Consider the following 20,585-nt stretch of genomic DNA (forward strand, 5'->3'; position numbering starts at 1 on the left):
AAACAGAATAAAATGAGGTGCTAGAATAGAGTCGGTCTTCATCGCTGGAAAGTATAGGTTATGATTAAGTGAAATTATCATAAGATTTTGTTTTGTAACATTAAATTTGAATTTTTTGTGCATAAATTATAAAATATACACTTGTCTTTGTTTGTTTTGTATTGAGTGTATATTGTGAAAAAAATATTAATTCTCCTGATAAGTAGCTTAGTTTGTGGTTCTGCATATAGTGCCGATGATTTGTTTAAGAAGCCTCAATCTTTTTTAATTCTGAAAAAAGAAGAGCCTCAATATGAGAAGAGTGGCGATCGTTTTGATTTCTTTGAGTCATTCAAACAACAAGAACAAGACCGTATCAATCAACGCCATTACAACTTAGAAAAACAACATGAAATTCAAGCCAATACTTCGAATATGAGTCCTCATGACAAATCCCAATACCTTTTGGAACATCGACATTTTGATGCTTTGAATGCGTATGGTCAGGAGCAGCAGTTTAACTTAATGCAAAAAGCACGAAATAAAGGTGTAATTTCAGAACAGGACTATCAACAAAAAATTCTGCAGCAACCTTCGTTTCCTTCAGAGCAGAGAAGCAATCAACTTAGACTATCAATCCCGATTGGGGAGTGAGCAGATTGGATATTGTTTTGCAGATGAATATTTGAAAAATATACCCACCCATTCGGTGGGTTTTTTATGATGACACAATTTAGATTAACTGTTTGGTTGGCGTGTTATTAAATAGATATTCGTCCAATCAGACTATGCTTGATTCATCGACAAGAAGTTAAGACAGCCTTGAGTATCATCCAACACATTAAAGGGCAAAAGTGATATAAGGGAGAAGCGGGAGTGATAGATGAAAGCAATATTAGATTTCTTGAAAACGTTAACGGGCAATCAATCAACGCGGAAGAAGGCCAGTACAACGAATCCATCTTTTGATGTGGCAACTGCTTATGATGTTGTTGAGAGTATTGGTGTAGCTACTGATTCGGAAAAATTGACCAGTAGTGTCGGTATAAATCTGATTACAAGCTTTGAAGATTTAAAACTAAATGCTTATGACGATGGTGTAGGCGTCTGGACAATTGGTTTTGGTACGACAATTTACCCAAATGGTCTTAGAGTGAAACGGGGAGATCGTTGCACAGTGGAGCAGGCCAAGTCCTTTTTTCAACAAGACTTGAGGCGCTTCGAGGCAATAGTCAATCAAGCTGTTAACGTCGTAATTAATCAAAATCAATTCGATGCCTTGATATCACTGACATATAATATTGGTCAAAGCGCATTTAAGCGCTCTACACTGCTTAAAAAGCTCAATGCAGAGGACTATGACGGAGCAGCCGATCAGTTCCTTGTCTGGAACCGTGGCGGAGGTAAAATGTTAAGAGGTTTGGTTCGGCGCCGTGAAACAGAGCGGGCACTATTTTTAAAAAAGTAGCTTGAGTGTAGAAACCTGCATTTTCTTTTTTATGATATTAGCATAAGAAAAGTCGTTTAAGGTTTAGATTCGAGCGGTTGTGGCCTGTGGTGTTTCATAGTAAATTACCAAAAGAAATTGACGATAAAAGGATTTATAACATAAAGGTTTTATCATTGTAGAGAATTGCCAAAACACCAGTTCTACATCAATCAATTGTAAAATATTGTTTTTGTTATAATTAAAAATATTGTCATAAAATGGTCACAATCGCGTTGCATAGTGCATACGATTTCATAAAAATGTTTATATCGAGAAGAGTCTAATGTCTTTAAGAGTTGGTGTTGCTGCTGTCGGTTTATTATTAAGTAGTTCAGTTTTTTCAGCAGTTACAATCACTGCACCTGAAGAAATCGTGATTCTTGCTGTAAATGGTCAAGAAGTAAATAATGGTTTGATTCCTTCAAAGAAGAGTACCTATCAGGTTGATCCAGGTGATTTAACCGTTAATGTGCGCTATCGTGAATACTTTGAGCACTTGAGTGGTGAACATGACATCCTTAAATCTGGTGTGGTAACCCTGCAAGCTTCCAACTTAAAAGATAACCAGTCGTATAGTTTAGGGCTTGTAAATGCGCCAAAAAGCTTTGAAGCTGCAAAAAAATATGCAGATCAACCGACGGTTGCTTTATATGATCAAAATAAAAAGCTTGTTGTTCAACAAACAGGTGCAAACAATGAAGCACAACCGTGGTTCTCTGGGAATAATTTGTTAAGTCGTACCTTAGACCTGACACAAAAGAACAAAAACAATACTATAAATCAACCAGCACCTGTTTATGCAGCACAAGCTGCCGTACCTGTAGCAGTAACTAGCACTGCTACAGAAGCAGGAAAAACCACTGATCAACAGCTAGCTGAATTATGGCAAAAAGCGTCTAAAGCTGAACGTCAAAAGTTTATGGCTTGGCTCGCAGGTCAAACGAACTAATTTATAATATGATAAAAAAGCCGATGTCATCATCGGCTTTTTTATTGTTTGGTGGTGAGTACAAGCCTAGTATGTTCGATCTTTGTACTGTTAGTAAAACGTATAAACACCAAAGCGGTGAAGTAGATTCGAACAAAAATGTTAGTTGGAAACCAAAGCTCTTGGCTTGGGAATAAATAAGCAAGTGCTGAGGTCAGGGGAATCAGAAATAAAATCGTGGTAATTGCCGATAAAAGTTGTGGTAGGGCTTTTGCTCACCAATGATAAAATGTATGAAATATAGGTAAAAAATACAGAGTAGTAGCTATAGATAACTACATTATGATGACTTTGTAATTGCAATGGTATGACATGATAGCATCAATCAATCGAGATAATGATTAATGCTGTTATCTTAACTATTAAACGATGAAAGCAAGTATCTTGCCCACGGACTTAACTTCTTTTGCTGAGATTGCTTTTGCCATAGCACTATCTCTCATGTCTTATTTTATTTTCTTATGTCAAAATTATCGTAATTTTAGCTATAAGATGTCTGATACAGTATTGAGATACTGCTATGAGGCGGGTTTTAAAGTAAAATTTTATAAGAAAGACTCGAATCTTGGTCAGGCTCATTTTTAGTCAAGCTTGGACCATATTGCTATTGCAGTTGGTACTATGTTTTTAATTATAGATTTAAAATGAAAACGCTTATCAGATTTGATAAACCTGTTATATAAAATATTATCAAATATAAATATTAAGTTGGATTTTATTTTACATTATAGGACTTTTTTTCATGAATTTTGATTTTAAATAGTCTTGGTTTTAATTTTTTTTGATGCCAGATTCGGTTAGTAAAGTATATTAATTCAATAGTTTAAGTTTGTTGTTTGAGTTTTTTTGAAATGGAACTGGCTCTATGCTGTACGAATGTATCAGATGGTTTTATGATCTGGCTTCATTTAACATACTTATAAATATTTAAAATATTGATTCAATTGACGGAAGCTATTCCAAGCTTCTAAATAATGAGAAAATGATTTGAGGGTGATATGTTTTGGATTATATTTTTCATTTTTTTGATTGTGATGTATCTGCTGCTCAAAGCGTATAATACTTTGCAAGCAAAAGCAGAGTTTATTAAATCCAGTCTGTCTAATATTTCTGTATCGTTGCAAAAAAAAGTGAATCTGATTAATCAATTAATTGATGTAGTTAAAAATTATCAAGATGGCGAGCAACTTTTACATCTGACTATTTCTAAAGATGTAACTAAAGCAAATGAAATTGTTTCTGGGCAGCGTGAGTCACAAGTAGCTTTGATGGGAATTCAAGGTTTGGTTCAGCGTTATCCTGATCTTAAAGCAAATGAACAATACCAGAGTCTAATGCAGAGTATAAAGGCTGTTGAGGATGAAATTGGACATCAACGTGAAACATTCAATCATTATGTTCGAGAATATAATACCAAACGTGGTTCCATCCCCACCGTTTTTATTGCGAATGCACTTAAATTTTCTGAAGCACCCTATTTGGATTTTTCAGTTGAAAATACGGAACAACACATTCTAAAAGATTTTCATACCGATAGTGCTGAGCATTTAACAGCACTTTTGGGTTCTGCGAAAACTAGTTTGCTTGATGGTTCCAAAACACTTGCTAATAAAGCGTTAGATACCAGTAAGCGCATCCTCGAGAGTGAGCAAGTCCAGAATTTAAAAGAGAGTGCCGTATCTAAGTATCAGCAAATGATTGATAAGCCGAATCAGTTAGAACAAAATACTGAAGAAGAAGTTAGCGATACAATAGTTACCGAGCAAACTGTACAAGCTCAAATTGACCAGCGTGAAAGTGGTGATGAGATTCAACCATCGAGTAAAGTAGATTAAATTATTTCAAGATCGATCAAATTTAGTTTGGCTTTATTCTAAACTACACTAAATAAAAAAGCTGCCAGATCAACCAGCAGCTTTTTTATGGTGAGGAGGGATTTAGTTGCCGACCCAAATAAAATACCCTAACAGCATTAAAGGCCAGGCGATGTAGGGACTAAATAACCATTTCCATAACCAGAATCTGGGTATAAACCCAACGCCATGCACGAAGCCACCAGAAATTCCAATCATTACCAACATGAGCAAGCTATGATTGTAATGTCCGTTTGCATCCAACATCAGGGATGGGTGTATCAGTAAAATAGCAGCAAGGGGCAATGCCAACAAAAACGAAACGGTCATTGCAAATACTTGCGCTTTACTATTCTTCGGTGTTGTCATTGCTTCAGCCATTTTATTATTCCTCATCTAAATTTTGATGGTGTTCGATATACAGTGCACTGAGTACACCTGCAAAGCACGCCATCAAAATGCCTAGAATCCATGCAAAATACCACATGTTATATCTCCTGATTAATACAAACTATGTGAATTTTCTTCAATATGTTTGTTGGTGATGACACCCCACATTTTGTAATACGACCAAGAGGTGTAGATCAAAATGAGTGGAACGAAGATACATGCAGCAACGGTCATTACACCAAGGGTTTTATGACTAGAAACAGCATCCCACATGGTCAAGCTTGAGGTTGGGTCAATGCTTGATGGTAATAAGAATGGGAATAATGCAAAACCTGCAGTCAGGATTGCACCGACAATCATTAAGCTTGTACCTGTAAAGCTTGCAGCCGCTTTATGTTTGCCTGCACTAATGATGACCAGTAGCGCACCTAAAATTGCAACAATAGGTGCCGCCATCGTAATCGGATAAGTTGCATAGTTATTTAACCAACCATGATTGGCATTGGTCACCACATCTTTCGCCAGTGGGTTAAGCGCAGCATTGGTATTGACCGCAGTGGCATAGCTATAACCGGAGATATTGCCAAAGGCTAACCATGCACCCGCAGCCAAGAAGCACACAAGGAACACGATTGCCATGATCTGTGTAGCTTTGGCAGAACGGTTATGCAAATTGCCATCGGTACGCAGCATCAGCCAAGCACCACCATGTGCACATAACATTGATAGGCTAACAAGACCGCAAATCAGTGCAAACGGATTTAAGAGTGCAAAGAAGCTACCTGTATATTGCGAACGTAACGTGTCGTCTAAGCTAAAGGGTACACCGAGGAACAAGTTACCAAAGGCTACGCCAAACACCAGTGCAGGAACAGCGCCACCGATACATAGTCCCCAGTCCCAAGAAGTACGCCATTGGGTATTCTCTAACTTGGAGCGATAGTCAAATCCGACGGGTCGCAGGAACAGGGCAAATAAAACCAGTAGCAAGGCCCAGTACATTCCGGAGAAAGCAACCGCATAGACCATTGGCCAAGCTGCAAATAAAGCACCACCAGCGGTAATGAACCAAACTTGGTTGCCGTCCCAGTGCGGTGCAATCGTATTGATTGCAGCACGGCGTTCAGAATCAGTTTTACCCACGAATGGCATCAGTGCCATTGAGCCCATATCGAAACCATCGGTGAGGGCAAAGCCAATCAGTAGAACACCGACCAATACCCACCAGATAATTTTTAGGAGTTCATATTCGATCATGACTGAGCCTCCCCAGCTTTTGCTTCGAGTTTTTCGAAGTGATATTTACCAGTATGTAACGAGCTTGGACCTAAACGCGCAAATTTGATCATTAAGTACATTTCGATAATCAGTAGCACGGTATAGAACGCAGCTAATGCAATGATTGAACCCCATACATCGCCTGTACTCACACTTGAAGCAGACAAATGTGTTGGTAAGATTTCACCAATTGACCACGGTTGACGACCACCTTCAGCCACATACCAACCTGTTTGAGCTGCAATCCATGGGAGTGGGAGAGCAAACAAAGCAAATTTGAGTAACCAAGGTTTATCTTCGGCATTACGTTTTGCCACTGACCATGTTGCAAGAAGGAATAGCAATAACATCAGGAAGCCAGAAGCCACCATTGCACGGAATGAGAAGAATAGAGCCGCTACATTTGGAATGGTGTCTTTAGTTGCCGCCTGAATATGTTCTTCAGTTGCATCAACCACATTTGGAGAATATTTTTTCAAGAGTAGGCCATAACCTAAGTCTTTTTGATTTTTCTCAAATGAAGCCAATAAGTCTGGAGAACGGTCGCCCGCACGAAGTTTTTCTAACTCGCTATAAGCCACCATACCGTTACGGATACGCACTTCATGTTCTTTCATCAAGTCGCGTAAACCGGTCACTTCTTTGTCTGTAGAACGCGTTGCAATAATCCCCATCACATAAGGAATCTTAATTGCATAATCGGTGCGCATTTCCTGCTGATTTGGGAGACCAAATAAGGTAAATGCAGCAGGCGCAGGTTCGGTATGCCATTCAGCTTCGATTGCAGCAAGTTTGGTTTTTTGAACATCACCGAGTTCATAACCAGATTCATCACCAAGCAAAATCACAGAAAGTGTTGAAGCTAAACCGAAGATGGCAGCAATTGCGAATGAACGACGCGCAAACGGTAAGTCACGTTTCTTTAGTAGATAGTAGCTTGAGATCGCAAGAACGAAGATCGCACCTGTGACATAACCCGCAGACACCGTATGCACAAACTTCACCTGAGCAACAGGGTTGAAGATCAATGCACCGAAATCAACCAGTTCCATACGCATGGTTTCGTAGTTAAATGCAGCACCAACTGGGTTTTGCATCCAACCGTTTGCGATCAGAATCCACAAGGCAGACATATTCGAACCAATTGCGACTAACCACGTCACGCCTAAATGTTGGACTTTAGATAGGCGATCCCACCCAAAGAAGAACAAACCGATAAAGGTTGATTCAAGGAAGAAGGCCATCAAACCTTCAATGGCAAGTGGCGCCCCGAAAATATCGCCTACATAGTGGGAATAATAGGCCCAGTTGGTACCAAACTGGAATTCCATGGTTAAACCAGTGGTTACACCTAGGGCAAAGTTAATCCCGAAGAGTTTTCCCCAGAACTTGGTCATGTCTTTATAAATTTCTTTACCCGAAATCACATAGGTGGTTTCCATAATGGCAAGAATAAAAGCCAGACCTAAAGTTAGAGGGACGAAAAGAAAGTGATACATTGCGGTCATTGCAAATTGGAACCGCGAAAGATCGACCACGCTTTCAGAAATCATCAACGTGTCTCCTGAGTTTTGGACATGTCACCAGCAATACGCTCGGCAACTTCATTGTTAAAATCTTTTGGAATCGTTGGCGCATCAAACCAGATGTGTTTAATCACCAAGAGAAGGACAACTTTAATAATAAGAATAATCGTGATTTCTCTGATGAGCCGCCGATTTGGATCTTGAGAACTCGTGTTCATTGAACCCAGCCTCATATTTAAAGAAGATGTAAAACATTATTAAATAAAATTCATTAAAAATAAACCTTTAGGGTTTTAAAATAATAATTATTGATTTAGTTGTTATTTATCAATTATTTATGTTTTTTATTTTAAATATTTTAAAATAAATATTTTATCCAACTAAAATAATAGGAATTAATTTTAAAATCTGATTAAAACAGTTGTATTTGCATTTTTATATCCGATTAAAAAGATATGGTTTATAGTGAATTAAAAAAATATTAAACCAACTAAAATAGTATGAATATAAAATTTATAATATATACAGTGGGTTATAAATTTACTTCCACAATTAAATAATTTTTAGAATGAAGTCATGGTAAAACCTAGTGTATAGCTAAAGATTATTTTAAAAAATGTGATGGTTTTCACTGTCGTGCTTTTGGTGCCAGTGAGATCATAAAAACCAGAAGAAGGGAAGAGCCTAATTCAAAACTTTTACCCTATACATTTGTAACAAAATGTAATTTTCTGGGTTTTTAATGCAGAAAAGAGCTTTTTGAGTGAAAATTTAGTCTGGTGTAAACAGATTATTTGAAAGCGAGATTTTCTTTGCGAGATAATGTGAGTTCGATTTTTGACTAATCAACAACACTTGTGATTGTAATTCGAGCTCGCCGTATTCTGGCTCGACTTGTACATAATACAGCTGTCCAAACTCATCACGGACACGTGCTTGTGCTGAAAATCCTGGACGTGCATTGCCAGTCGAAATAGTGGCTAAACGGCCAACCAAATTAGTATGGGTATGAATGACTTTAGGCTTAATTACCTGATCTAGGCAATGAATCATAAATACGGTAAAGAAAATATCGATGATTAAAGCAGGAACAAATAAATAATAAGGTGAAATGAAATAGTGTTGTAAAGCAAAGAATGAGAGCTCTAAAAAATAACCCGCGAAACTAAAGTTGATTAATAGGAATACAAAGATGAGATATTTAGAAAATTTGACGTCAAGCAACGGAGAATTGAGTAACCATTCAGGCGTCAGCTTTTTCACCAAATGGCTGGGCCGTAAACCAATCACAATTCCGATGGTTTCTGCAATGCTGAGCACAATTAAAGCCACAACACTCATATGAAATGGCATAAGGTAATAATTGAGGAAAAATTCAGTCATTGCAGAATTCATGATCTAGGTGTTAATCAATATAGATACCACCATCTGAGTGGACTTCCAAATTTACTTTTTCAAGAAATTCACCCAAACATGGTCCAGAAATACATTCGCCTGTTTCGACTGAAAACAGCGCGCCGTGAGTAGAGCACTGAATGTATTCTCGGTCTTGGTCTAAGAATTGATTTTCTAAATATTCAAGTTCAGTTTGCAAATGTGGGCAAACATTCTGATAGGCATAGAAGTTGCCATCTTTTTGAGTAATGAAAATCGTGGTTCCTTTCATGGTGTCGTATGCACGAGACTCACGTTCAGGGACTTCCTCGGTCATGCAAATCTTTTCCATATTACGCACATTCCTGCTGAGCTTTTTGGAATTGTTCGAAAAGTTTAGCGTAGTTCTCTACACTTAAACGTGGTCCATACTGAGCAACGACCTCGCTTGAGATCAAAATAGCAAGTTGTGCCGCAGCTTCCAAGCTTAAACCTGCATTCATTGCATATAAGAATGCACCTGAAAATGCATCACCTGCGCCATTGGTGTCGACTGCTTCAACAGCACGGCCATTAACGTGGAAGTGGTGTGCACCATCTACAATCACAGCACCTTTAGCGCCTTGCGTAATGACCACTTGTTTGTTTTTTAAGCTTAGACGTGCAATCGAAGCTTCAAGGTTATCTGTTTCAGTAAACATCAACGCTTCTTGTTCATTACAGAATAACAAGTCAACACCGTCATCTAGAAGTTCTTCCAGACCTTGCCGTGCATATTGCACCATGGCTGGGTCAGACAGCGATAAGGCAATTTTTACACCCTGTGCTTTTGCAAGTTCACGTGCTTGTTTAACCGCAACACGTGCGGTATCGCTAGTTGATAAATAACCTTCGATATACAGCCATTTTGCAGTTTTAAGCGGCTCAAGATCAATCTGTTCAGTCGATAATTCGGCAGTAATACCGAGGTAAGTTTGCATGGTGCGTTCTGAATCTGGACTGATCAGAACCATACAGGTGCCTGTTACACCTTCACTAATCGATTGAGTTGTGGTGCTGATGCCTGCTTCGTTTAAGCCGTCTAGGTAAATTCTACCAAGTTCATCATTACCCACGCGACAGCCATAAAATGCAGTACCACCCAATGCACTAAAAGCAACGGTAGTATTGGCTGCTGAACCGCCGCTGGCCTGGCCTTTATAAGTTTGGGTTGCTTGTAATTTTTGATATAGATTTGCCTGTGTTTCACCATCGGCCAACTGCATCGTGCCTTTTTGCAACGCCTGTTGCGTTAAAAACTCATTTGAAACCTTAAATTCTTGGTCAATGAGTGCATTACCAATTGCAAAAAGATCAACAGTTGCCATGTTTGTCATCACAGTAAAAATCAAAAAGTAAAGTTTACACGAATGCTACGGATTACAGTAGGTTGTTGAAGAAAATTCAGCAAACCGTTGCACAATCTTGAAATGAGGTAATGTCGCGGAGCAATATCTATTTAAAATTAAAAGAAGTCTGGAATTCTTACGCAAATTGATATTCTGATTCGATATTCAGAATTTAAGATATGCCGCTTCAAGTTCCATCTAGTGTAGCGCTGTAAAAGCGCTGGCATGTGTTTATTCGATTGGAACGAACAATAGCACAGATTTATTTTTGGTATGATGAACTGATTCACGGATACGATATAGACGGCTCATTTTTATCACAGTCGGGGAATCGGCCTTTGTGCTAGTGCGCAGTAATTTCTATAAAATTTGCTAAAACACTGTTTGGGCTTGGGCGCTGCTTTTTTCTACAAAAATAGAGTAATTTACATGGATATCGATACGTATTCTTCGGTAGACTCTCTATAATCAATTGTAATGAATTTAATAGAGACAAATTGGAGATCACATGACTGTAGATGTTACTGAAAGCATTACCCAAACAACTCATCCCGCGTTTCAGCTATTACGTCAACACCATGTAGAAGCACTCGATATTCAAGTTTTAGAATATAAGCACAAAGTGACTGGTGCAGTTCACTACCACTTAGCCACAAGCCATGACGAAAATGTGTTCTTGGTGGCTTTTAGAACCCAACCGATGGATTCAAAAGGAATTGCACATATTTTAGAGCACACGGCGCTATGTGGTTCTGAAAAGTTCCCAGTACGTGATCCCTTCTTTTTAATGATTCGTCGTTCTTTAAATACGTTTATGAATGCTTTTACGGCAGCAGACTGGACGGCGTATCCATTTGCAACGCAGAATAAAAAAGACTTTCAGAACCTATTGTCGGTGTATTTAGATGCCGCTTTTGCTGCAAATCTGAATCCCTTAGATTTTGCGCAAGAAGGTATTCGTATTGAACTGGAAAACGATCAAGCCGTTTACAAAGGGGTGGTGTTCAATGAAATGAAGGGCGCGATGAGCTCCCCAACAGATCAGTTGTATCACCAGTTAGCGCATCATTTATTCCCTGAGACGACCTATCACTATAATTCTGGTGGTGATCCAAAAGACATTCCTGATTTAAGTTATGAACAACTCGTCGACTTTTATAAAACCCATTATCATCCAAGTAATGCGGTGTTTATGACTTTCGGTAATCAGAGTGCTTATGATCTGCAAGAGCAATTTGAAAGATTAGCTCTACATAAATTCTCACAAGGTACAACCTTGTACTCAACGCCAGAAAAGCGTTTGACAGCACCCGTGGAAGTGACGGAAAGCTATGCAGTGGATAGCGAAGACCTAAAAGATAAAACCTATCATGTGATGTCTTGGTTATTGCCAGAAACCAGTGATATTAAACTACGCTTAGGTATGCGTCTGGTTGAAGGTATTTTATTGGAAAACTCTGCTTCACCTTTACGCCAGTATTTAGAAACCTGTGGTTATGCACAATCAACAGGCCCACTGATGGGGGTTGATGACAGCAACTTTGAAATGACGTTCTATTGTGGCGTACAAGGTTCAAATGCAGAACATGCCGATACCTTTAAACAAGGTGTTTTAAGCATTTTAACAGACGTTGCAGCTAAACCAGTTGATACCGATCTGGTGGATGCCATTCTTCATCAGATCGAATTGCATCAACGTGAAATTAATGGTGATGGTACACCGTATGGTCTGAGCCTGATCTTGAACGGTTTAGGCAGTGCCATCCATCATAATGATCCAATTCATGTTTGGGATGTGGACTCTGCAATTGAGCAAGTTAAAGAAGAGCTCAAAGACCCAATGTGGTTGTCAAATTTAATTCAAACACATTTATTGGATAACCCGCATCGTGTGCAAATGACCTTGGTGCCAGATGCAACCAAATCAGTCAAAGAACAGCAAGCTGAGCAGGCGCGTTTGGCTGAGATTACGGCCAATTTGACTGAGCTTCAGAAAGTTGAAATTCAGGAAAAAACAGAAGCTTTGAAAAAGCGTCAAGATACGCCAGACGATCTTGAGTTGTTACCAAAAGTCGGTTTGGAAGATATCCCAGCAGAATTGCAGATTGTACAAGGGCAATTGCGCGAAATTATCTGCAATGGTTTAGATACGCCGTTGAATCTTTATCATGCGGGTACCAATGGGATTTACTATCAACAGGTGCTGATTCAGATTCCTGATGAAATCGTACAATCGCCTTACTTTAATTTGCTTTCAATTCTGATGGGCGAAGTAGGTGCTGGTGAATACGACTATCTTCAATTGCAACAAATCCAAACGGCTGTCAGCGGTGGTCTGGGTATGGGAGCATCTTTACGCAGTAAGGTGGATGATAAAGACCGTATCAGTGCATGGTTAACCTTAACAACGAAATCTTTGACACAAAAGTTGGATGCAATTCAACTGCTTAAACTTGCTTTTGAGCAGCTTCGTTTTGATGAAAAAGATCGTATTATCGAGTTGTTACAACAACGTAAGACCCGTTGGCAGTCACGTTTATCCGGTTCTGGTCATAGCTATGCCATGCAGGCTGCATCTCGTCAAATGAGTGCATTGGCTCGCCGTGATTATCATAATACAGGTTTAGGCGCGCTAAATTGGCTTACAGACTTGGTGAACAAGATTGATCAAGATGATACAGCTTATCAAGCATTGATTACTGAATTACAGGCGATTCACCGCAAGTTAATGCAAGCGCCAAAACAGTTCTTGTTGGTGTGTGAAGAGCATCAATCGGATCGTTTGGTTGAAGAAGTCCAAAATGTCTGGGATAAGTTAGCGGTTGATCAAGCTCCTGTGACTTTGACACAAGTGGATCAAGTCAATACCAATGACGATGAAGCATGGTTGATTCAGGCCAATGTTCAATTCTGTTCTTCTGCTTATCAAGCGGTTGATGTTGCACATCCAGATGCAACTCCCTTGATGGTATTGGCGGCTTACTTGCGTAATGGTTTTTTACATAGTGCCATTCGTGAAAAAGGTGGTGCTTATGGTGGTGGCGCAAGTTATGATGGAAATGCGTGTTCATTCCGTTTCTACAGCTACCGTGATCCACGTTTAGCGGAAACATTTAATGATTTTGAAGCCAGTGTACAGTGGTTATTAAATACTGAACAACAACCACATCAATTAGAAGAAGCAATTCTTGGTTTGGTTGCAAGTATGGATAAGCCAGGTTCACCGGCAGGGGAAGCAATTACCGCATGTTATGCATTGTTGCATTCACGCACGCCGAAATTCCGTAAAATTTTGCGTGAACGTTTATTGAACGTCAACCTAGAGGATATACAGCGTGTGGCGAAGCAATATTTATTGGCTCAAAAACCTGTAAAAGCAGTGGTTGCGCCATTTGCGAAACGTGAAGAATTGCAGAAACTTGGATTTAATATCCAGCAAGTTAATTAATAAAATAAAAATCGGAGAAATGTATGGCGTTCAAGTCTTTTGAACGTAGTCATTTGGAGCTGAGTATCCTCGCGATACTCGGCTCTTTAACGACAGCGTTAGCACATGCGCAATCAACAGCACCAACAAGTCCAGCCACCGTAGATGCGTGTGTAGCTCTGGCAGCAAATGCTGAACGTTTGGCTTGTTATGATAGTCTTTTTAAAGCACCGACCATTATCCCAACACAAGTGCAGACGGATGCTGCACCTATGCTTGCAGCAGCGATGCCTGCGGCTGAAGCAAATGAAAAAGCCAAGCCTGAGTCTTTTAAAGATAAAGTGGTGCAAAAGGTCAGTGATTTAAATATTTTAGGGGCAGCACCTAAATTTGATCCGAATGTGTCTTTGTTAGATCGTCGTTGGGAGCTTTCAGAGGAGAGTAAACTGGGTGTCTGGAATATCCGTGCGTATCAACCAGTTTACTTGCTGCCAGTATTTTGGACTAGCGATAAAAATGAGTTTCCAAGTAGTCCAAATCCTGAAAACACGGTAAAACAAAAGCAGGATCTCACCTCAAGTGAGGCTAAATTTCAGCTTTCGTTCAAGACCAAAGCTTGGGAAAATATCTTTGGTGACAATGGTGATCTTTGGTTGGGTTATACTCAGTCTTCACGTTGGCAGGTGTATAATTCGAAAGAATCTCGCCCGTTCCGTGAGACTAATTATGAGCCTGAAGCAAGTTTGATGTTTCGAACCAATTATGAAATTTTAGGTCTGAATGCACGTTTGCTTGGTGTGACATTGAACCATCAATCTAATGGACGTTCAGATCCACTCTCTCGTAGCTGGAACCGAGTGATTTTTAATCTAGGTTTCGAGAAAGATAATTTTGCCTTGATGGTTCGCCCTTGGTACCGCATAGAGGAAGAAGCCAAAGATGATAATAATCCAGATATTAAGGATTATATTGGTCGTGGTGATTTAACTGCATTCTATCGTAAAGGTGATAACGACTTTTCCTTGATGCTGCGCCATTCATTAAAAGGTGGCGATCGTTCGCATGGTGCAGTGCAGTTTGACTGGGCTTTTCCTATTAAAGATAAATTGCGTGGTCATTTACAAATATTTGATGGCTATGGCGAAAGTCTGATTGATTATAACCACCGAGCAACCTATGTCGGCTTGGGTGTCTCATTAATGAATTGGTACTAAATGAGTTTAAATATTCCAGAACCTTTATTACAGCTTGAAGCAAATTGTGGGGTATTTGCAACGTGGTTAATCTTAAAGCAATATCATAGCCATATTGATATTGCTGACCTGATCCAACTATGTCGCCATGATCGAAAAGAGGGAACCTTTACCATTGCTTTGGCTGTGGCGTTGAAAAGACTGGGCTTTAATGTGTCTTTTTATACAGATCCCGATCCCTATATTGATGAAAATGAAAAGCAGAGTTATCTCGATGCACAAGCTTTGCAGATTCCGGTGAATGCGGCTTTAGCTTATGCCGGAATTCAGCAGGCTTTTGAAGAGGGTAACTTTGTTATTATGTTTTATGACACTTTACAGGGCATTGGAAACCAATCTCTGATTTATTCAATTGATAAACAGGAGATTAGTTTCTGTGATCATTTTGATGTGATGTCTAAAGCCCAGTTTGAGCAGCAACGCCAAGCCGAAGGTATTTGTCGACAAGCGATAGTGATTGAGCAACCGCTAGATCATCATCCGATTTGAATATTGGCATTGGCATGTTTTAAGCGACTCTTTTTGGGGGTCGCAATTAAATAGGCCAGTGTCAGTGGTCCTAATCGACCTGTAAACATTAGTAGGCTTAGGACAAATAGGCTACCGTCATGCAGTTGGCCTGTTACGCCACGTGACAGGCCAACTGTACAGGCAGCAGACACCACTTCAAACATCAGATCGAGTACATCGAGCTTGGGTTCAAGCAGAAAAAGAATAAAGCAACCTACAAAGACCAACATACCGGTAATCGCTGCAACAGCAAGTGCTTTATATGTCGTTTCTTGAGAGACGGAGTGATTAAAAATACGAATTTCTTCATTGCGCCTTAAAAAAGAAATTACACACAGCAATAGAATGACGAAAGTACCAACCTTAATCCCGCCAGCAGTACTGAGTGAACCACCACCAATGAACATTAAAAGCATAGTCAGTAAGGCGGTGCTGTGTTCCATCGAGCCGGTGTCGATGGTATTAAATCCAGAGGAGCGCGGTACGGTGGCCTGAAACCAGGCATTCATGGCCTGTTCACCTAAACTCATTGAGCCGAGTGTAAGAGGGTTATTTGACTCCAAAAGCCAGATGAGTACAAAAGCGACCAGATTTAAAATTGCGATAGTACTCAGGATTAATTTGCTGTTTGGTGTCAGTTTGCTCCAACGCTTATTTTGTTTTACATCGATCAAGACTAAAAAGCCAATCCCGCCCAATGTATATAGAATGCTGATGGTTAAACAAATCAGATAATGACTTTGAAAGCTGATGAGGCTGTTTTCAAATAATGAAAACCCAGCGTTATTGAAGGCCGAGACACTATAAAAGACGGCATAGTACAATCCTCGAGCAAAACCATAGATGGGGGCAAAGGAGGCGGTCAGAATAATGACCCCAATCAGTTCAAAGAACAGGGTATAGAGTACTACGCCTTTGGCAACAAAAGTAACTTTAGACAGGCTGGTTTGTCCTAGGCTATCTTGGGCCATCATTTGCTGTTTCAGACCCAATTTGGGGGCTAAACTTAGTGCAGCTAAAATGGCAAAGGTCATAAAGCCCAAGCCACCCGACTGAATCAGTAATAAAATAATGAACTGTCCAAAATGATTGAAAGAATCATTCAGGTTTACTACGGATAAACCAGTAATAGTTACAGCTGAAGTAGCTGTAAACAGAGCATCCATCCAGCTGACATTGCCTTTATTTGCGATGGGAAGTTTAAGTAAAATTGTACCAATAATAATAAAACTCAAAAAACCAATCGCGAGCAAAGAAGGTGGGCTTAGGTTAAATGTCTTCTGGGGGTTTATTTTAAATGCCATATTATACAAAGCATCCTGAAAGTTTTCTAAGATGACTGAGAGAGCCTTCTAGAATCAGAACATCATCCGTTTTTAGCGTGAAATTGGCATCTGTTTCATAGAGAATCTGTTGATCTCTCTTGAGTAATAACAATTTGATATTCGGTTCTTGTTTTAAGATGCCTGATAAATTGACTTGGTTGAGTTTTTCATTAACAGGGACTTTTACAATATAGTGATCATCATCCAGTGCCATATAACGACTCACCATTGGATAATTTAAGGCTTGCGCTACACGAACGCCCATATCTTCTTCAGGATGTATAATTTTACTGACATTTAAATGAGAAAGGATGGTGTGATGAGCCTTGGTCTTGGCTTTGACCAAAATTTTTTCAACGCCAAGATTCTTTAGATTTAAAACACATAGAATACTGGCTTCAATATCTTCACCAATGGCAACCACAACTGCATCACAATTCTGGATATTCAGTTCTTCCAAAACATGTTCATCGGTGGCATCGGCAATTACTGCATGGGTAATCCGATCAGCCAAATTTTCGACATTGCGTTTGAGGGTATCAAGTCCAATGACGTCATGATTAAGTTTGGTGAGTTCCAATGCAACAGTTGCCCCAAAACTACCTAAACCAATGACTGCAAACTGTGCCATAACTGTCCTTAACTAAATGATAAAAATCTGTTTTTATCTATTTTAAGTTGTAATAATTTTCTATTTGTAATGATTTTGTTTGCAGCAGTATGGAGAACATCAAAATCATCAATTAAAAATAAAGCCGACATCTTCATCGGCTTTATTTTATCGTATTTTATTTAAGAAAGCGCTGATATCCAATATTGTCGCTGATCTCAGCATATGGATAGGTGATTTTCTCCAAGGTTTCGACCAAACCATCTGGATTCTGTTTCGCATCAGTTGCTTCTAGTCCGACCAGAACGCGACCTTCAGCTGCACCATGATTGCGGTAATGGAACAGGGTAATATTGTGTGTAGGGCCTAAGCGCTCCAAGAAAGTAAGCAGTGCACCTGGACGTTCAGGGAACTCGACACGGAACAAACGCTCATTTTCAATATTGGCATGACCACCAATGAGGTAGCGAATATGCAGTTTGGCGACTTCATCATCAGAGAGATCATCTACTTCATATTGTTGTTTCAGTATTTCATGAATTTCATGTCGTTCGGTTTCACCACCTTTGAGACTAATCCCGACAAAGACTTGTGCAAGGTTACTATGACTGGCGCGATAGTTAAATTCTGTAATATTGCGACCTTGAAGTGCTCGACAGAAGTTTAAGAAAGCACCTTTTTGCTCAGGAATTGTCACTGCATAAATGGCTTCACGACGTTCACCAAGCTCAGTACGCTCCGCAATATAACGTAGGCGGTCAAAGTTCATGTTGGCGCCACAAACAATGGACACCATATTTTTGCCTGTTAGTTGATGCTCAGCGACATATTTTTTGATCCCAGCCAAGGCCATCGCACCTGATGGTTCAACGATACTGCGATTTTCATCAAAGGTGTCTTTGATCGCTGCACAGATTTCATCGGTATTGACGGTTACGATCTCAGGATCAACAATAGGGCCTGAATTATCTGATTTACGTAAGCGAATGATGTCGAAAGGTAATTCGCCAATTTGTGCGACTGCGGTACCATCTGCAAATAAACCGACATGCTGTAACACGACACGTTCATTGACTTCAAGTGCTGCTTTTAAACAAGCAGATTCTTCGTATTCAACTCCAATCACTTTGACATGTGGAGCCACTTCACCCAAATACGCTGCGACGCCTGCGATCAGACCTCCACCACCAACGGCAACAAAAACGTATTCAACATCGCGCCATTGACGGATTAATTCATTGGCGATGGTTCCTTGACCTGCAATAACCAATTCATCGTCATAAGGCGGAATAAAAACCAAACCTTCATCTTCGGCACGTTGTTTCGCATATTTGTTGGCAACATCGAAGCTATCGCCATGCAGTACCACTTGACCACCCAAGCTTTTCACCGCTTGGACTTTAATGTCCGGTGTCGTGCTTGGCATCACAATAATAGCGTGAATACCCAGTTTCTTCCCAGATAATGCAACGCCTTGTGCATGGTTACCCGCAGATGCACAAATTACACCACGCTCGAGTTGATCTTTAGGAAGTTGGCTAATGCGGTTGTACGCACCGCGTAGCTTAAAAGAGAATACAGGTTGTAAATCTTCACGCTTAAATCGAATGTTATTATTAATTCTTTGACTAATTCGTGGAGCTGCTTCAAGCGGTGTTTCAATTGCAACATCATAAACCGTTGCTTGTAAAATTTGTCGTACCACACGAGACAGCATGTTCATCTTCCCTATAACAGTTTAAAATAGACAATCATTGTAGCAAACCCCCGTGCATTTGCGCTGTTTTTTATAGCAAATGTCAAAATAGTTGAGTGAAGTCATGAGTCTATATGCAAGCCAAGATGAAAAAAAACAAGCTGCCGCCAAAGCAGCTTTGAAACATTTGCCTAAAGGCGGCATTTTGGGCGTAGGAACAGGAAGTACCGTTAATTTTTTAATTGATTTATTGCCTGAATTGCAATTAGAAGCGGCTGTTGCCAGTTCAAATGCAACTGCTGAGCGTTTAAAGAAGTTGGGTATCGAAGTTGTAGATATGAACTCGGTCGGTGGCTTGGATGCTTATGTAGATGGTGCAGATGAAATCGATCGCCATATGCATATGATTAAAGGTGGTGGTGCTGCCTTAACCCGTGAAAAAATTGTTGCATCTATTGCGAAAAAATTCGTCTGTATCGTGGATGACTCAAAATGGGTTGATCAATTAGGACGTGATTTTCCGCTTCCTGTTGAAGTGATTCCTATGGCACGTTCTGCAGTAGCACGTAAGATTGTGGCTTTAGGTGGTGACCCAGTTTATCGCGAAGGTGTGGTGACTGATAATGGCAATGTGATTTTAGATGTTTTTAATTTAAATATTTTAAATGCACTTGAACTAGAAAGAACCTTGAATAATATTCCTGGTGTTGTGACCAATGGTATTTTTGCATTGAATCCAGCAACAATTGCAGTTGTTGCAACTGACAGTGGTATTGAAGAACGTACAGCGCAGTAATGCAATCTGTTTCATTGGAAACGCGATTACCTGACATTAAAGTCGTTCGGCATGCAAGAGCAAGAAATTTGCGCTTGCGTGTCGAGCCGACAGGTATTCGTTTAACCGTTCCTTTATTCTGTAGTAAACGACAGATTCAGCAATTTTTGCATCAATCAGAACAATGGTTGGTCGAGACATGGGCTAAACAACAACAGCAATTAAATCAGGTTGCAGTATTTCCTGAACAATTAGCGCTATTTTTCCATTCGCAACCTTTCCAAATTATCCTGCAACAGCAGCGGCCTCTGTTTAAATTTGATTTTGATCAGCATCTGGTCTGGATAAATGATGGGCAGCCAGAGCAGGCTTTGCAGGCAGCTGTCTTGGCTTATGCAAAGCAGTTTTTACCTGAATATTTGACTCAAGTGAGTCAGCAAATCAGCCTGTCATATCAGCAATGCAATATCCGGAGACCGAAAACGCGTTGGGGTAGTTGTAGTTGCAAACACGACATCATGTTAAATGCTGCATTGGTGCTTATGCCTGAACATATTGTACGATCTGTTTGTGTGCATGAGTTAGCGCATACCAAACATTTTGATCATAGTGCAGCTTTCTGGGGTGAAGTTGAAAAGCATGATCCCTGTTATCTTGCGCATCGAAAGCAGTTAAAACAAATTCAATTGCCTGCTTGGTACTTTAAAAAAGATTAATGTTCTAT

20 protein-coding genes are annotated in these 20,585 nt (G+C 39.8%); 9 read left to right on the top strand and 11 right to left on the bottom strand.

What is annotated here, in order from left to right:
* Positions 1-174 precede the first annotated feature (174 nt).
* The 4 genes from Aba26S_RS01155 to Aba26S_RS01170 all read left to right on the top strand — a co-directional run bounded on the left by Aba26S_RS01155 (position 175) and on the right by Aba26S_RS01170 (position 4,291).
* A complete protein-coding gene (locus Aba26S_RS01155) occupies positions 175-633 on the top strand; it encodes a hypothetical protein (protein WP_005241822.1) in 459 nt (152 codons plus the stop codon).
* A gap of 229 nt (positions 634-862) precedes the next feature.
* Positions 863-1,447, top strand: coding sequence for a lysozyme (locus tag Aba26S_RS01160; RefSeq protein ID WP_005241820.1), 585 nt, complete (start codon positions 863-865; stop codon positions 1,445-1,447).
* 304 nt (positions 1,448-1,751) lie between these two features.
* A complete protein-coding gene (locus Aba26S_RS01165) occupies positions 1,752-2,417 on the top strand; it encodes a DUF2057 family protein (RefSeq protein WP_005241818.1) in 666 nt (221 codons plus the stop codon).
* A 1,037-nt stretch (positions 2,418-3,454) separates the two neighbouring features.
* Positions 3,455-4,291: a LemA family protein gene (locus Aba26S_RS01170; RefSeq protein ID WP_005241814.1), complete on the top strand. Its 837-nt coding sequence runs from the start codon at positions 3,455-3,457 to the stop codon at positions 4,289-4,291.
* A 102-nt stretch (positions 4,292-4,393) separates the two neighbouring features.
* Here the strand turns inward: Aba26S_RS01170 and Aba26S_RS01175 are convergent, their stop codons facing one another.
* The 8 genes from Aba26S_RS01175 to Aba26S_RS01210 form a co-directional block, all read right to left on the bottom strand.
* Entirely contained in the window at positions 4,394-4,690 is a 297-nt protein-coding gene (locus Aba26S_RS01175; protein WP_005241811.1) for a cyd operon YbgE family protein, read from the bottom strand.
* 4 nt (positions 4,691-4,694) lie between these two features.
* Positions 4,695-4,796, bottom strand: a complete 102-nt coding sequence (cydX, locus tag Aba26S_RS01180) for a cytochrome bd-I oxidase subunit CydX (RefSeq protein ID WP_000270276.1) — start codon at positions 4,794-4,796, stop codon at positions 4,695-4,697.
* 14 nt (positions 4,797-4,810) lie between these two features.
* The gene (gene cydB / locus Aba26S_RS01185; protein WP_005241809.1) at positions 4,811-5,956 is read right to left on the bottom strand and encodes a cytochrome d ubiquinol oxidase subunit II; all 1,146 of its coding nucleotides are present in this window, start codon (positions 5,954-5,956) and stop codon (positions 4,811-4,813) included.
* A complete protein-coding gene (locus Aba26S_RS01190) occupies positions 5,953-7,530 on the bottom strand; it encodes a cytochrome ubiquinol oxidase subunit I (protein WP_005241807.1) in 1,578 nt (525 codons plus the stop codon). The genes cydB and Aba26S_RS01190 overlap by 4 nt, the downstream gene beginning before the upstream one ends.
* Positions 7,530-7,721: a cytochrome oxidase putative small subunit CydP gene (gene cydP / locus Aba26S_RS01195; RefSeq protein ID WP_004806751.1), complete on the bottom strand. Its 192-nt coding sequence runs from the start codon at positions 7,719-7,721 to the stop codon at positions 7,530-7,532. The genes Aba26S_RS01190 and cydP overlap by 1 nt, the downstream gene beginning before the upstream one ends.
* Positions 7,722-8,274: 553 nt before the next feature.
* Positions 8,275-8,886, bottom strand: a complete 612-nt coding sequence (locus tag Aba26S_RS01200) for an OB-fold-containig protein (RefSeq protein ID WP_010590023.1) — start codon at positions 8,884-8,886, stop codon at positions 8,275-8,277.
* A gap of 22 nt (positions 8,887-8,908) precedes the next feature.
* On the bottom strand, positions 8,909-9,214 hold the full coding sequence (locus Aba26S_RS01205) for a Rieske (2Fe-2S) protein (RefSeq protein ID WP_010590022.1): 306 nt from the start codon (positions 9,212-9,214) through the stop codon (positions 8,909-8,911).
* A 16-nt stretch (positions 9,215-9,230) separates the two neighbouring features.
* Positions 9,231-10,244 carry an adenosine kinase gene (locus Aba26S_RS01210; protein WP_005241792.1) on the bottom strand — a complete coding sequence of 338 codons (1,014 nt, stop codon included), beginning with the start codon at positions 10,242-10,244 and terminating at the stop codon, positions 9,231-9,233.
* A gap of 529 nt (positions 10,245-10,773) precedes the next feature.
* Between Aba26S_RS01210 and Aba26S_RS01215 the strand changes: the two genes are divergently transcribed.
* Genes Aba26S_RS01215 through Aba26S_RS01225 form a run of 3 tightly spaced genes read left to right on the top strand, consistent with a single transcriptional unit; the run spans position 10,774 to position 15,434 of the window.
* Positions 10,774-13,713, top strand: a complete 2,940-nt coding sequence (locus Aba26S_RS01215) for an insulinase family protein (RefSeq protein WP_043969796.1) — start codon at positions 10,774-10,776, stop codon at positions 13,711-13,713.
* Positions 13,714-13,736: 23 nt separating this feature from the next.
* On the top strand, positions 13,737-14,906 hold the full coding sequence (locus tag Aba26S_RS01220; protein WP_005241783.1) for a phospholipase A: 1,170 nt from the start codon (positions 13,737-13,739) through the stop codon (positions 14,904-14,906).
* A complete protein-coding gene (locus tag Aba26S_RS01225; protein WP_043969797.1) occupies positions 14,907-15,434 on the top strand; it encodes a cysteine peptidase family C39 domain-containing protein in 528 nt (175 codons plus the stop codon).
* Here Aba26S_RS01225 and Aba26S_RS01230 read toward each other — a convergent pair.
* From Aba26S_RS01230 to ilvA, 3 genes are all read right to left on the bottom strand, one after another.
* The gene (locus Aba26S_RS01230) at positions 15,422-16,759 is read right to left on the bottom strand and encodes a TrkH family potassium uptake protein (RefSeq protein WP_005241775.1); all 1,338 of its coding nucleotides are present in this window, start codon (positions 16,757-16,759) and stop codon (positions 15,422-15,424) included. The two genes, Aba26S_RS01225 and Aba26S_RS01230, sit on opposite strands and share 13 nt — an antisense overlap.
* Position 16,760: 1 nt before the next feature.
* A complete protein-coding gene (locus Aba26S_RS01235) occupies positions 16,761-17,411 on the bottom strand; it encodes a TrkA family potassium uptake protein (protein ID WP_005241774.1) in 651 nt (216 codons plus the stop codon).
* Between the two features lie 157 nt (positions 17,412-17,568).
* Positions 17,569-19,113, bottom strand: coding sequence for a threonine ammonia-lyase, biosynthetic (gene ilvA / locus Aba26S_RS01240; RefSeq protein WP_171248910.1), 1,545 nt, complete (start codon positions 19,111-19,113; stop codon positions 17,569-17,571).
* 97 nt (positions 19,114-19,210) lie between these two features.
* Between ilvA and rpiA the strand changes: the two genes are divergently transcribed.
* Both rpiA and Aba26S_RS01250 read left to right on the top strand, forming a co-directional pair.
* Positions 19,211-19,882: a ribose-5-phosphate isomerase RpiA gene (gene rpiA, locus Aba26S_RS01245; RefSeq protein WP_005275181.1), complete on the top strand. Its 672-nt coding sequence runs from the start codon at positions 19,211-19,213 to the stop codon at positions 19,880-19,882.
* A complete protein-coding gene (locus Aba26S_RS01250; protein WP_043969799.1) occupies positions 19,882-20,577 on the top strand; it encodes a M48 family metallopeptidase in 696 nt (231 codons plus the stop codon). The genes rpiA and Aba26S_RS01250 overlap by 1 nt, the downstream gene beginning before the upstream one ends.
* The last annotated feature ends 8 nt before the right edge of the window (positions 20,578-20,585 follow it).

The sequence above is a fragment of the Acinetobacter sp. NBRC 110496 genome, assembly GCF_000876115.1.
Classification (GTDB): Bacteria; Pseudomonadota; Gammaproteobacteria; order Pseudomonadales; family Moraxellaceae; genus Acinetobacter.